Genomic DNA, 13,237 nt, shown 5'->3' with positions numbered 1-13,237 from the left:
CGCAGCCGTGATAGACGCCTTCTCCCGCAAGGTCGTGGGCTGGTCGATGTCCGAGCGCATCACCGAGAAGGTCGCGATCGACGCGATGGAGCAGGCGGTCGGCAGGGAGGGTCCGCCAGATGACGGCAGCCTCGTCTTCCATGACGATCAGGGCGCGCAGTACACCTCCCGTTCCTTCCAGCGGTGTCTGGACTCGCATGGCATAGTCCAGTCGGTATCAAGGCCCGGCACGCCGCTGGACAACGCGGTGGCCGAGTCGTTCTTCAAGACGCTGAAAAGGGAATTGGTGAAAGAGAGGAGCTATGGGACGAGGGACGAGGCCAAGCAGGACATCTTCAAGTACATAGAGCTCTATTACAATAGGGTGCGCATGCATTCCACCCTGGGCTACATGTCTCCAGTGGAATACGAGCGGCAATACGCTTGAGGATCCTTAAAAGAAAGTCCAGTTTATCCTTCCCACTCCATGGATACGCCTAGGCGCGGTCCAAGAAATCGTCCGCACCCCCTTTACCAGCTTATTTAGGAACTATTTCACCGCAACTCAGAGGAAGACGGTTAAAGAGCACTCAGGCTCGGGGTCCAGCCGATGGTGGGAGTCGCGCCGTCGAGGGTTTCGTTGATAGTGGCGGCCATGCCGGCGAGGAGGCTGTTCTCGCTTACGGTGAGCGCATCGTAGCCGCCGGCACGCATGAGCTCGCGGATCACCACGGCGCCGGCCAGAATCACGCCCGCGCGCTTGGGCTGCACGCCCGGCAACGCGGCAATGCCTGCAACATCCAACGCAGACATGCGCTCGATAGCGGCCGAAACCTGATCCAGCGAAAGCTCGCGCAGGTGCACAAAGCTCGAATCGTACGGTTCCAGCTCATGAACGAGCGCCACGGATGTGGAGACGGTGCCACCCACTGCGACCAAGCGTTCGGCGCGCTCAAAATTGCTCGGCAGGCCCTCAAAATAGGCAGCGAACTGCTCGCCCGCCCACGCGGCAGCGGCAGTAAGCTCGCCGCGTGCGGGCGGCAGTGCCGAGAAAAATCGCTCCGTCACACGGCGACAACCGATGTCCAGCGAACGCGTGCCCTCCAGCGCAAAGACCCCACGCTCCGGCGCATAGACGCCCGTCGCGAGCTCCGTGGATCCGCCGCCCGAATCGGCAACAATGATGCGCTCGCCGGCAAAGTCGTGCGCCACGCCAAAAAACGTCAGGCGCGCCTCGACCTCGCCCGGAATCACCTGCGGTTCGAGCCCCAGCTCACGCAGACCGTCCAGCAGCAGTGCGGCATTGGATGCATCGCGCGCGGCGCTCGTGCATGTGGTGCAAATGCACGCGGCCCCAAAGGCACGCGCCTCGTCCACAAACATGCGGCATGCAGCGAGCACGCGCTCGACCGCCGCCTCGCAAAAGCGACCCGTCGCGTCCACACCCTCGCCCAGGTCGGTAATCTCGGTATGCTTGGACGATTCCACGATCGCCCCGCCCTCGACCTGCGCCAGCACCAGTCGCGACGACACCGTTCCCAGATCGATCGCCGCCACCTTATATCGTTTGCAATCTGCCATTGCGGGCTCCCCTCCGGGCGCTATTTGCCGTTGGACACGACCGTCTGGCCCTCGACACCGTTAAACCCAAACAGCATGTCGAGCGCCTGGATGTACCACGGGGCGTCCTTACCGACTTCTTCGATTTCCTTGGCAACTTCGCTGGCCTTCTTGGCGTTCGACGACTTCTTGCTCGAAGACGAATCCGAATCGTCGTCCAGGCCCTGCACTTCAACCCTCTTCTCGCCGGGCATCACCAGGCCCAGATCCTCGGACGCCGCATCCTTAATGCCCTCCTCCGAGAGCAGTTTGTCGACGCTTTTTTGCAGCTCATCATTGTATTGCTGACGAATCTCGACCTGCTTGGCCAAGATATCGCTCGAACGCTTTGCCACGTACAGATCGCGCACGGGGAAATACAGGCTCACGAGCACCAGGGCAACGACAATGCCGATGAATAGCCCTCGCTGAGGACCGTGGGTAAAGTCGTAGATCGCCTTGACCACCGCGTTGTCGTTGGCGTAGTGCATAAAGTCCGAGCCCGAAAAACGGTTCGAAGGCCTGCTCGACCTATCGTGCGTTTGAGCCGACGAGCGCTGAGCATGCGACGAACGTGCCGGGCGCACTGGTCCATCTGTCGAAGTATTCACTTGAGCATTGGGGCGCGAGGTACTTGTCGGGCGCTGCATGGAGCGGTCGGCGCCGGCGTAGGCGGACCCACCGAGCTGCACCGTGCGCGCACGGCGAGGCGACGGCTCACGCGAACCGGCGGAATAGTACCTGTTGTCGTAAATCTGATCCATGTGCGCCTTGTGCGGTTGAGGTTTGTTTGCGCTAAGTATTCTAGTTATAGCACGAGCGCCCGCACCGCCTTCGCCAGCCTTTGCTCGACATAAAAAAGGCGCTGAGTCATATGGCCCAGCGCCCAATGGTGCTCAACAGCGCCCGGCTGGAGCAAGGCAAATCCGAGTCTTCCCCGCCCCCGCGACCTCCGCGTGCCTAGCGAATGTTGTAGAACGCGGCCTTGCCGGCGTAACGCGCGCTGCCCTCGAGCTCGTCCTCGATGCGGATGAGCTGGTTGTACTTGGCGATACGGTCGCTGCGGCACGGGGCGCCCGACTTGATCTGGCCGGCGTTGACGCCCACGACCAGGTCGGCGATCGTGGAGTCCTCGGTCTCGCCGGAACGGTGGCTCACGATGCAAGCGTAGCCGGCCTCCTTGGCGGTCTCGATGGCCTCGAGCGACTCGGTGAGCGTGCCGATCTGGTTGACCTTGACCAGGATCGCGTTGGCGGCACCCAGCTCGATGCCCTTCTTGAGGCGCTCGGTGTTGGTGACGAACAGGTCGTCGCCCACCAGCTGCACCTTGTTGCCAATGCGACGGGTGAGCTCAACCCAGCCGTCCCAGTCCTCCTCGGCCATGCCGTCCTCGATGGAGATGATGGGATAGGTGTCGACGAGCTTCTCCCAGTAATCAACCATCTGGGCACTCGTGTACTCCACGCCCTCGCCCTTGAGCTCGTACATGCCGGTCTCGGCGTTGTAGAACTCGGTCGAGGCCGGGTCCATGGCGTACATGAAGTCGATGCCGGGCTTAAAGCCGGCCTTCTCCACGGCCTTGGTGATGTACTCGAACGGCTCGGCATTGGTCTTAAGGTTGGGGGCAAAGCCGCCCTCGTCGCCCACGCCGCCGCCCAGGCCGGCCTCGTGCAGCACGCCCTTGAGGGTGTGGTAGACCTCGGCGCACCAACGCAGGCCCTCGGCAAAGCTCGGGGCGCCCACCGGCATGATCATGAACTCCTGGAAGTCGACGTTGTTGTCGGCATGCACGCCGCCGTTGAGAATGTTCATCATGGGCGTGGGCAGCAGATGGGCGTTGACGCCGCCCAGGTACTGGTACAGTGACAGGCCCGCCGACTCGGCAGCGGCGCGGGCGACGGCCAGCGACACGCCCAGGATGGCGTTGGCACCGAGCTTGGTCTTGTTGGGGGTACCGTCCGCGGCAATCAGCGCGGCATCGACGGCGCGCTGGTCGAAGGCGTCGAGGCCCACGACGGCGTTAGCGCACTCGTTGTTGACATGCTCGACGGCCTGCGAAACGCCCTTGCCCAGGTAGCGGCCCTTGTCGCCATCGCGCAGCTCGCAGGCCTCAAAGGCGCCGGTCGAAGCACCCGAAGGCACCATTGCGCGGCCAAAGCTGCCGTCCTCGAGCACGACCTCGACCTCGACGGTGGGATTGCCGCGACTGTCGAGCACCTCGCGACCGTAGACGTCCAAAATATCGCTCATGTTGTCTCCCTCTCACTTGGAAACGTAGTGGATGCAAGCGACCGGCTGACCGTGCACCATCGGTGCGTCTCCGTAAGTTAGCCATGTCGCACTTTTTGCATTATGCCCTAAGTTAGCCGAGGGATACACTTGATTTTCGAAAAATTTAGCGGGAACGATGAGGCGTGTCAGCCCGTCGTTCCAGCAGTCTTACTCCTCCGCCTTTGCGGCATCCCACAGGTCGTTGAGGCCGTGGGTCGAAAGCTCGGCAAGATCCACGTGAGCATCGGCCGCCATCTGCTCCATCGCGGCCCAGCGGCGGCGGAACTTTGCCGTGCTGGCGCGCAGGGCGCTCTCGGCGTCGATCCCCTCTTTGCGCGCGACGTTGACCAGGGCAAAGAGCAGATCGCCAAACTCCATTTCGCGCTCGGGCGTTCCGGGGGCCTCGGCCTCAAACTCGGCACGTTCCTCGGCGACCTCGTCCCACACGTCCTGGACCGTCTCCCACTCAAAGCCCACGGCAGCCGCCTTGCGCGACACCTTCTGAGCCTGCATCAGCGCCGGCAGATGCGTGGGCACGCCGTCGAGCAGGCCCTCGGGCGCAGCCTCGCCCGCCGCCACGGCCTTGTCCTTGGCAGCCCTCTCGGCAAGCTTGACCTCGTCCCAAATCTTGAGTACCTCGTCGGAGCTGTCGGCATCCACATCGCCAAACACGTGCGGATGACGGCGAATGAGCTTGGCGTCGATATCGCGCGCCACGTCGGCCAGCGTAAACTCGCCGGCATCCGCCGCAATTTGCGCATGCAGCACCACCTGCATGAGCACATCGCCCAGCTCCTCGCGCAGATGCGCCGCGTCGTCCGCCTCGATGCAATCGAGCGCCTCGTAGGCTTCCTCGATCATGTTCTTGCCAATGCTGCGGTGCGTCTGTTCGCGGTCCCACGGGCAGCCATCGGGCTGACGCAGACGCCAGATGGTCTGCACCAGATGCTGCAGCTCGGCCGACGCGTCGACCAGCGTGGACAGATCGCGCGAGCCCTCGGCATTTTGCTGAGCCATATGCTGCGCCATGGCTACTCCCCCTCCATGACCACGTGGCGGAACGCGCCGCCCTCGTAGATGCCGTAGCTGTGCGTACCGTCCTTGGGAATGCTCACGCTGCCGGGGTTGAAAAGCCACAGGCCCGGGTGCGCGGCGCTCTCCTCGTTGATCTTGATGTGCGTGTGACCGTAGACGAGCGCGGAGCCCTCGGGCAGCGCGGGCGCGTGGTCGACGCTGTTGTGCATGCCGGCGCCAAAGACATGGCCGTGCGTCAAGAACAGCTCACGGCCGGTTTCGTCAAACAGCGTGGCGTAGTCAGTCATGACGGGGAAGTCGAGGACCATCTGGTCGACCTCGGCGTCGCAGTTGCCGCGCACCGCGATGATGCGGTCGGCTAGGGCGTTGAGCAGCGGAATCACGCGCTTAGGAGCATAGTCGCGCGGCAGGTCGTTGCGCGGACCGTGGTAGAGCAGGTCGCCCAGCAGAACGATGCGGTCGGGCTGCTCGGACTCGATGGCGGTGACCAGGCGCTCGGTCCAGTATGCCGAGCCGTGGATGTCGGAGGCGACGAGGTATTTCATGGGGAGATCCTTTCGAATGGGGTTGATATGGCTAGACGCAGGATGTCGCCACCAGCCGCGTTATTCAAATCGCAGTGCCGCGCTCTGGGCCGCCTGCATCACGCGCTGGAGCGGCACATTACGCTCGCGAGCGAGACGGGCGCAGTCCTCGTACTCGGGCGCTGCACGCTCGCTGCCATCGGGCAGGGTTGCCACCTTAACGGCCACCTCGCCCCATGGCGTCGTCACCTGCTCAAAGCGGCGTGGCAGGCAGACGCGTTCCATGACCTGGCGACGAATGCCGTTGGTCGTGGTTTCCAAAAAGATGATCATCTGCAGACGGTCAATGTCCTCGCGGGCGCAGATTACCTGCAGCTGCCATCCGGGGCGGCCCTTTTTGCAATAGAGGGGCAGCCAGTGTACCTCGCGGGCGCCAGCCTCGCGCAGGCGTTCGGCGGCGTAGGCGAGCACCTCGGGCGATGCGTCGTCAATATCGCACTCCAGCTTGACGATGGTCTCGGGCGCATCGGTCTCGCGGGACAGCGGAGATGTACTTCCACGTTGCATACGGTCCGGATCCTTTCCGCACGGGCTCGTTTTATTCACCCAAACGCTAGCACATCGGACGTGGCACAGGCGTGACTTTCGTCCGTCGCCGTCCTCGCCCCCATCCAAACGTGTACGTCAGCCTCCAAACATGTCATTTTTTGTCGGTTTTGGAGGCTGACGTACACGTTTTGGAGCGAGCCGCACCCGATCAAAATTGCGCCCGCATTCCGTCCACCACAAAGTTCGCCGCACTCAACAATTTTGAACTTTCTACGCAGTTCATCGGCTAAAAATTACCCTCGGCATACTTACCCGCTGCACGATGTTACTCTAGTTGCATTTGGCTAACTAAGCGGCTGCCGAGGACCCCACCCGGCACCGTTACGGCATAGGAGGTTTCATGTTCGAGAAGCGGCTCTTCTCCCTGGTTCCGCAGGCAACGCCCTACATTATGGCAAGCGTCCTGTTTAAGTGGATCGCGCTCATGGCAAACATCACGGTGATGTGGATGCTTGCGCGCATCTTGGGCGGCATCGTCACGAACGGTCTTTCCGCCGCGCTCGCCGTCGATGCCCTCGCACAGGCGGCCTTGCCGCTCGCCGCCGCCATCATCGTGCGCGCCGCCTCCATCTACCTGGCCCAACGCGCCGGCGACAAGGCCGCGTTCGAGGCCGTCCGCCGCGTGCGCTCGCTCGTCTACGACAAGCTCACCGCACTCGGCCCCTCCTACACCGAAACCGTCCCCACCGCCGAGGCCGTGCAAACCAGCGTGGAGGGCGCCACGCAGCTCCAGGTGTACTTTGGCGGCTATCTGCCGCAGCTCTTCTTTGCCGGCCTGGCACCCATCACGCTGTTCGTGCTGCTCGTAGGCCAAGCGGGACTTCCCGCCGCGCTGCTGCTCGCCTGCGTTCCGGTCATCCCCATCTCCATCATGATGGTCATGCGCAACGCCAAAAAGATCGGTGCCGAGTACTGGGGCAGCTATGTCGATCTGGGCGGCATGTTCCTGGAGGCCGTGCAGGGTCTCACCACCCTTAAGGTCTACCAGGCCGATCGCAGCTGGCACGAGCGCATCAACGCCGAGTCCGAGCGTTTCCGCACAGCGACCATGCGCCTGCTGGTGATGCAGCTGCGCTCCATTTGCGTTATGGACCTGGTCGTCTATATGGGCGCCGCGCTCGGCATTATCGTAGCCGTGCTGCAGCTCGCCACGGGCAAGATTGGCTTTGAGGCGGCCTTCCTCATCGTCTTTCTGTCGCAGGAGTTCTTTTTGCCCATGCGCCGCTTGGGTTCGCTGTTTCACACGGCCATGAACGGCATGGCGGCCTCACGACGCATGTTTGGCATCCTGGATACGCCCGAGCCCGAGCGCGGCGATGTTGAGCTTGACGGTCGCGGCGATATCGAGCTCGCGGGCGTGAGCTACGCATACGGTGACCGCACGGTGCTGGACAGCGCCAGCGCGACCATTGCGCACGGCTCGCTCGTGGCACTCGTGGGCGAAAGCGGCGGCGGCAAGTCCACGCTCGCGGGGATTATCGCGGGCCGCAAGGGTGCCTACCGTGGCAGCGTGCGCATCGGCGGCGTCGAGCTGCGCGATGTCACGGCCGCCTCACTCATGCGCGCCGTCACCCTGGTGCCCACCAACGGCTACCTGTTTGCCGGCACCTTGCGCGACAACCTGCTGCTCGCCCAGCCCAATGCCACCGATACCGAGCTTTTGCGCGCGCTCGACCGCACGCGCGTGGCGGCCTTTGTGCAGGCCAACGGCGGGCTCGACATGGTGATTAACGAGGGCGGCACCAACCTTTCGGGCGGCCAGCGCCAACGCGTGTGCATGGCCCGCGCCCTGCTGCACGACTCGCCGATCTATGTGTTTGACGAGGCTACGAGCAACGTCGATGCCGCAAGCGAAGCCGCGATCGGCGAGGTCATCGCGTCGCTTGCCGGCGGGCACACTGTAATTGTGGTGGCACACCGCCTGTCGACGATCGTAGACGCCGATCAGATCCTGGTGCTGGAGCGTGGCCGTATTGCCGAGCACGGGACTCACGGCGAGCTCTTGGCCACCGCGGGCGCCTATGCGCGCATGTGGAACAGCCAGGAGCAGCTCTCGGCATATGCGTATGCGGAGGATGATGCCGAGGATGCCGGCGCGGTTGAGGCTGTTGGCGACAGTACTGCCTGTACCGATGGCCTCAACGGTGCCGGCTCGTCTTCCGCTACCGCGGCGCCCGACTCCGGCCGCGCCCGTCGCTCGGCGCCGTCCATCATATGGCGCATGATGGGGCTCGTCCGACCGCTTGCCGGCTGGCTTGTGCTAGCCGTCGCGCTGGGCAGCATTGGTATGCTCACCGCCGCGTTCGTGCCGGCCTTTGGCGCCCTTGGCCTTATGGCCGCGCTGGGCCGCAACGCCTTGGGGCTTGGTCTGATCGCAGCATGCGCGGCCTGTGCCGCCTGCGGCATCGCACGCGGGCCGCTCCACTACGGCGAGCAGCTCTGCAACCATTACATCGCGTTTCGCCTGCTCGCGCACATTCGCGACCTGGTGTTTGGCGCCCTGCGCCAGCTCGCCCCCGCCAAGCTCGAGGGCCGCGGCAAGGGCGAGCTCGTGAGCCTGGTCACCTCGGATATCGAGCTGCTCGAGGTCTTCTACGCGCACACCATCTCGCCCATTGCCATAGCTCTGGTCTGCACCGTTGTGTTTGAGGGCTTTTTGCTGGCTGTGAGCCCCGAGCTCGCGGGCATCGCGCTCGTGGCCTACGCGGTCCTGGGCGTGCTGCTGCCCCTGATCTCGGCCAAGGCATGCGGCACCACCGGCCGCCAGAGCCGCGAGGGCGCCGGTAAGCTGGGCGCCTTTGTGCTCGACAGTCTACGCGGCGCGTCCGAGACTATCCAGTTTGCCGGTGGCGCCGATCGCAGCCGTGCCCTGGGCAATCTGACCGAGCAAGTCGGCGCCGTGGACGCGCGCCTCAAGCGCCGCCAGGCGGCCAGTGAGGCCGTAGCCGATGCGCTTATTCTTGCGGCCAATCTGGTGATGCTCGGGCGTGCGCTGCAGCTGGTGGCTGCGGGAACGATTGACTTTGCCGCAGCGTTTGTCGCCGTCTTTACCTTTGTGTCGTCGTTTGGCTCGGTGATGGCCGTGAGCCGCCTGGGCACCTCACTGCAGGAGACGCTCGCCTCGGGCGCACGCGTGCTCGATTTGCTCGACGAGCAGCCCCAGTGCGCCGAGGTCGCCGATGGACAGGACGTTGAGTTTGCCGGCGCCGCAGCCGAGCATGTGAGCTTTAGCTATGCGGACGGCGTGGACGCGGGCGGTGCCGACGCCACAGAGCAGGCCGCGAATGACCTCGCTTCGAGTCTCATCCTCGACGACGTGACCTGCACCTTTGCGCCCGGCACCATGACCTGCATCATGGGGCGCTCGGGCTCGGGCAAGTCGACGCTGCTTAAGCTGCTCATGCGTTTTTGGGACCCCGCAGCCGGCACCATCACGGTAAGCGGCGTCGATGCCCGCCACATCAACACGGCGAGCCTGCGCAGCCACGAGGCCTATATGACCCAGGACACACATCTGTTCTGCGGCACCGTACGCGAGAATCTGCTGGTTGCGCACGCCGACGCCACTGATGCCGAGCTGCTCGACGCTTGCCGCTCCGCTTCGCTTACCGCCCTCATCGACCGCCTGCCGCAGGGTCTCGACACGCCCGTTGCCGAGCTGGGCGACTCGCTTTCGGGCGGCGAGCGCCAGCGCATCGGCCTTGCGCGCATCTTCCTCAACGACGCGCCTTTCATCTTGCTCGACGAGCCCACCAGCGCACTTGACGCTCTCAACGAGGCAGCCGTAATGCAGGCCGTTGACGAGCTCAAGCGCCGCGGCAAGACCATCGTGCTCGTAAGCCACCGAGCCAGCACCTGCGCGTTTGCCGATTTCTCGCTTTCGGTCGAGCACGGGAGGCTGAGCTAGATGGCGCGCACCGCCGACACGCCGGAGCTGGCACGCAAACGTGAGCGCGAGGCCCAAATGGTGTCGCAGATGATCGCGTTGTGGTGCCGCGGGCATCATGGCGGCGGGCATGTGGTCGAACAGGCTGGCGACGATGAGTCCGTGCGCGTGAAACTCGGCCTTCGAACCATTACGCTCTGCCCCGAATGCGCCGAGCTGCAGAAATACGCCATCGCGCGCATTGAGCACTGCCCGCACATGGGCACCAAGACATTTTGCTCGGCATGTCCTTCGCATTGTTACCGGCCTGCCATGCGCGAGAAGATCCGCGAGGTTATGCGTTGGTCGGGACCGCGTATGATCCGCTATCGCCCCATCACCGCCGTGAGACACGCGATGGTAACAGTGCAGGCCAAACGCGCGGCGGCACGAAGCAAGTAGTCGCCGGCGCCGGCACGCGCCGCCCCGCCTTTCCACTCGATTTCGGCACCCGGCGTGCGCGGCGTGTTGAGAGCTGCACCATTACAATGGAGCGGATTCACCAAATGCAAAGGAGTCGCCATGCCCGCCTGCCCGCTGGTCGATTGCCATACTCATACCTCGTTCTCGGACGGGCACGCCTCGTTCGAGGACAACGTCCGTGCCGCTGCTGCCGCCGGCTGCCGCGTCATGGTCTCGACCGACCACCTTACCCTGCCCGCCAGTATGGATGCTAACTGCGAGGTGCAGGTCGTCGAGGGCGACTTGCCGGCACATCGTTTGGCCTTTGAGGACGCCCGCAAACTCGCCGCGCAGATTGCGCCGGAGCTCACCTTTATCTACGGTTTTGAATGCGATTGGTACGAGGGCTGCGAGCCCTTGGTAGAGCACTGGTCCCAGGGCGCCGTCGTACGTCTGGGCAGCGTGCACTGGATTGGCAACCCGGGCGATATTGCGGCAGGCGCCGCGGGCACGGCAGGGACAGAGGACGTCGCGCGCCCCGATACACCCGATTCCCTTTGCGGTTGGATCGACGACGATACCAACCTGCATGTTTGGGAAAACTTAGGCGTGCGCGGCGTGTGGGAGTGCTACGTCGACGACTGGTGCCGTGCTTGCGAAAGCTCACTCAACTTTGATGTGATGGCCCACCCCGACCTGGTCATGCGCTTTTCGAAGGAAGGCTTTGCGCCCGACTTTGACCCCGCGCCGTTCTGGCAGCAGATGGCCGAGTGCGCCCACGACACGGGCCGCCGCGTTGAGGTCTCGACAGCCGCGCCGCGCAAGGGGCTCGACGATTACTACCCCACGACCGGCCTTTTGCGCTGCTTTGCCCACGCCGAGGTGCCGATCACTTTTGGCTCGGACGCACACCGCGCCTGCGACATCTGCTGGAACATCCGCGAGGCTCAGGCCCACGCCTACGACTGCGGCTACCGGGCCTTCGATATCCCCCACCCCACCGGCGAATGGCAACCCACACCCCTCGCCTAAGACTAGTCACTGGGGACGTTCTTAAATGACTAGTGGCGGCGAGCGTTGAGTTCGCCGGCCAGCTCGTCGAGGGTGATGCCGTAGCGCTCGAGCGTCACGAGCAAGTGGTAGATCAGGTCGCCAGCCTCGTAACGAATGTGGTCGTGGTCGTTATCCTTGCAGGCCATGATCACCTCGCTCGCCTCCTCGGCAAGCTTCTTGAGCAGCTCATCCTCGACGTCGGTCAACAGACGCGCGGTATAGCTCTCCTGCGGCGACGCGTCGCGACGGCCATGAATCACCTCGGCCAGCCCCGTCAGTGTCTCACCGATATTTCCCGGCTGCACGTTAGCTGTTCTGACTCCCATGGTTATTTCCTCTCGTTACTGCAGCGTAAAGTAGGTACCGGTCTCATCGAACCGAGGCTTTGCGCCCTTTTTCTCAAAGAACTCGACGATGACGGCATGGGCCTCATCGAGCCTTTCCTTCTCGGCCTCGAGCCAAAGCGACTGCGCCCCGCAGGCATCAGTCAGGTGCACGTGGCATGGCACGCCCGCGCGGAGGAGCTCGGTGTTGCAGTCGGCGACCTCGAACGGCGTCACGACTTTCATCGCACACCCCCTTCCACGCGTTTAAAGAAGCAGGTACGGTTGCCGGTGTGGCAGGCCGGACCCGACGAGTCGACCTTGACCAGTAGCGTATCGCTATCGCAATCGGCCCAGAGCTCCTTGACCTCCTGCATGTTGCCGCTCGTCGCACCCTTGTTCCAGAGCTCCTGGCGGCTGCGGCTCCAAAACCACGTGGTGCCGGTCTTGAGCGTCAGCCCCACCGACTCCTCGTTCATCCAAGCAACCATAAGCACCTCACCGGTGTCATACTGCTGAACCACACAAGGAATCAGCCCGCGGGCGTCGTATTTAAGATCAGACGCTTCTATTACCTCAGTCATCATTTCTCCCAAGTAATTACCGTAAACCCCACAGGTCGGCGAGGGTTGTCCAGGTGCCCGAGATTCCGAGCGACAAGCCCGACGACGCGTACTTAAGTACGCGAGAAGGGTTGGAGCCGGAAGGTCGGGTGCCTGGGCAAGCCGCAGCATTAGAAGTCCAGCCTCACAGGAATACCTTGAGAAGCCATATACTCTTTGACTTCGCGAATGCTGAAGATTCCAAAGTGAAAGACGCTCGCCGCCAGCACGGCATCGGCCTCGCCCTCGATCACACCCTCGGCAAAATGCTCGAGTGTGCCCACGCCGCCGCTCGCGATAACGGGAATCGGCACCGCGCGGGCCACGGCGCGAGTAAGCGCCAGATCGAAGCCGGCCTTGGTACCGTCGCGGTCCATGCTGGTCAGTAGGATTTCGCCGGCGCCACGACGAGCCGCCTCCTCGGCCCACGCCACTGCGTCGATACCCGTAGCGTTGCGGCCGCCCGCCGTAAAGACCTCCCACTTATCGGCGCCCGGCTCCCCGGGCAGCCCCACGCGCTTGGCATCGATCGCCACGACCACGGCTTGGCTGCCAAACGCCGCGGCGGTCTGGCTGATCAACGACGGATCGCGCACGGCGGCAGAGTTGAGCGACACCTTGTCAGCACCGGCGGCAACCATGGTGCGCATGCCCGCCAGGTCGCGAAAGCCGCCGCCCACGGTATAGGGAATGGCCAGCTCCTCGGCCGCATGCGCCGCCATCTCGATAGTCGTCGCACGGTTATCGCTCGTCGCGGTAATGTCCAAAAATACGACCTCGTCCGCACCCTCGCGGTCGTAGGCGCGGGCCAGCTCCACCGGATCGCCGGCATCGCGCAAGCTCACAAAGTTGACGCCCTTGACCACACGGCCGTCCTTGACGTCCAGGCAGGGAATTACGCGCTTGGTAAGCATG

The 13,237-nt window shown here is 63.7% G+C and carries 14 protein-coding genes; 4 read left to right on the top strand and 10 right to left on the bottom strand.

Going from position 1 to position 13,237, the window contains the following annotated elements; all coding sequences use genetic code 11:
- The coding region (locus AAAX59_RS06365) for an IS3 family transposase (RefSeq protein ID WP_349071160.1) at nucleotides 1-427 on the top strand (427 nt) is incomplete at its 5' end.
- Between the two features lie 131 nt (nucleotides 428-558).
- Here the strand turns inward: AAAX59_RS06365 and AAAX59_RS06360 are convergent.
- The 6 genes from AAAX59_RS06360 to larC form a co-directional block, all read right to left on the bottom strand.
- A complete protein-coding gene (locus tag AAAX59_RS06360) occupies nucleotides 559-1,560 on the bottom strand; it encodes a hypothetical protein (protein WP_349071158.1) in 1,002 nt (333 codons plus the stop codon).
- 20 nt (nucleotides 1,561-1,580) lie between these two features.
- Complete coding sequence (locus tag AAAX59_RS06355) at nucleotides 1,581-2,342, bottom strand: hypothetical protein (protein ID WP_229028219.1); 762 nt, start codon at nucleotides 2,340-2,342, stop codon at nucleotides 1,581-1,583.
- A gap of 196 nt (nucleotides 2,343-2,538) precedes the next feature.
- Complete coding sequence (gene eno / locus AAAX59_RS06350) at nucleotides 2,539-3,828, bottom strand: phosphopyruvate hydratase (RefSeq protein WP_161144569.1); 1,290 nt, start codon at nucleotides 3,826-3,828, stop codon at nucleotides 2,539-2,541.
- 189 nt (nucleotides 3,829-4,017) lie between these two features.
- The gene (gene mazG, locus AAAX59_RS06345) at nucleotides 4,018-4,878 is read right to left on the bottom strand and encodes a nucleoside triphosphate pyrophosphohydrolase (protein WP_349071157.1); all 861 of its coding nucleotides are present in this window, start codon (nucleotides 4,876-4,878) and stop codon (nucleotides 4,018-4,020) included.
- Nucleotides 4,879-4,880: 2 nt separating this feature from the next.
- A complete protein-coding gene (yfcE, locus tag AAAX59_RS06340; protein WP_195622297.1) occupies nucleotides 4,881-5,429 on the bottom strand; it encodes a phosphodiesterase in 549 nt (182 codons plus the stop codon).
- 60 nt (nucleotides 5,430-5,489) lie between these two features.
- A complete protein-coding gene (larC, locus tag AAAX59_RS06335) occupies nucleotides 5,490-5,975 on the bottom strand; it encodes a nickel insertion protein (protein ID WP_349071155.1) in 486 nt (161 codons plus the stop codon).
- Nucleotides 5,976-6,357: 382 nt separating this feature from the next.
- Between larC and AAAX59_RS06330 the strand changes: the two genes are divergently transcribed.
- From AAAX59_RS06330 to AAAX59_RS06320, 3 genes are all read left to right on the top strand, one after another.
- Nucleotides 6,358-9,924 (top strand): ATP-binding cassette domain-containing protein, encoded by a 3,567-nt coding sequence (locus tag AAAX59_RS06330; RefSeq protein ID WP_349071153.1) that lies wholly within the window; start codon nucleotides 6,358-6,360, stop codon nucleotides 9,922-9,924.
- Entirely contained in the window at nucleotides 9,925-10,344 is a 420-nt protein-coding gene (locus AAAX59_RS06325) for a nitrous oxide-stimulated promoter family protein (RefSeq protein WP_349071151.1), read from the top strand.
- A 120-nt stretch (nucleotides 10,345-10,464) separates the two neighbouring features.
- Nucleotides 10,465-11,376, top strand: coding sequence for a PHP domain-containing protein (locus AAAX59_RS06320; RefSeq protein ID WP_349071150.1), 912 nt, complete (start codon nucleotides 10,465-10,467; stop codon nucleotides 11,374-11,376).
- Between the two features lie 29 nt (nucleotides 11,377-11,405).
- Here the strand turns inward: AAAX59_RS06320 and hisE are convergent, their stop codons facing one another.
- From hisE to hisF, 4 genes are all read right to left on the bottom strand, one after another.
- Nucleotides 11,406-11,723: a phosphoribosyl-ATP diphosphatase gene (gene hisE, locus AAAX59_RS06315; protein ID WP_117583614.1), complete on the bottom strand. Its 318-nt coding sequence runs from the start codon at nucleotides 11,721-11,723 to the stop codon at nucleotides 11,406-11,408.
- Between the two features lie 15 nt (nucleotides 11,724-11,738).
- Nucleotides 11,739-11,966: a hypothetical protein gene (locus AAAX59_RS06310; RefSeq protein WP_349071148.1), complete on the bottom strand. Its 228-nt coding sequence runs from the start codon at nucleotides 11,964-11,966 to the stop codon at nucleotides 11,739-11,741.
- Nucleotides 11,963-12,304 carry a phosphoribosyl-AMP cyclohydrolase gene (gene hisI, locus AAAX59_RS06305; RefSeq protein ID WP_349071147.1) on the bottom strand — a complete coding sequence of 114 codons (342 nt, stop codon included), beginning with the start codon at nucleotides 12,302-12,304 and terminating at the stop codon, nucleotides 11,963-11,965. The genes AAAX59_RS06310 and hisI overlap by 4 nt, the downstream gene beginning before the upstream one ends.
- Nucleotides 12,305-12,453: 149 nt before the next feature.
- Nucleotides 12,454-13,236, bottom strand: a complete 783-nt coding sequence (hisF, locus tag AAAX59_RS06300; protein ID WP_349071146.1) for an imidazole glycerol phosphate synthase subunit HisF — start codon at nucleotides 13,234-13,236, stop codon at nucleotides 12,454-12,456.
- Between the last annotated feature and the right edge of the window lies 1 nt (nucleotide 13,237).

The sequence above is a fragment of the Collinsella sp. CLA-ER-H2 genome (assembly GCF_040092405.1).
GTDB lineage: Bacteria > Actinomycetota > Coriobacteriia > Coriobacteriales > Coriobacteriaceae > Collinsella.
The sequence above is the reverse complement of the archived record's forward strand: the minus strand, read 5'-3'. Positions and strand labels throughout refer to the sequence as shown.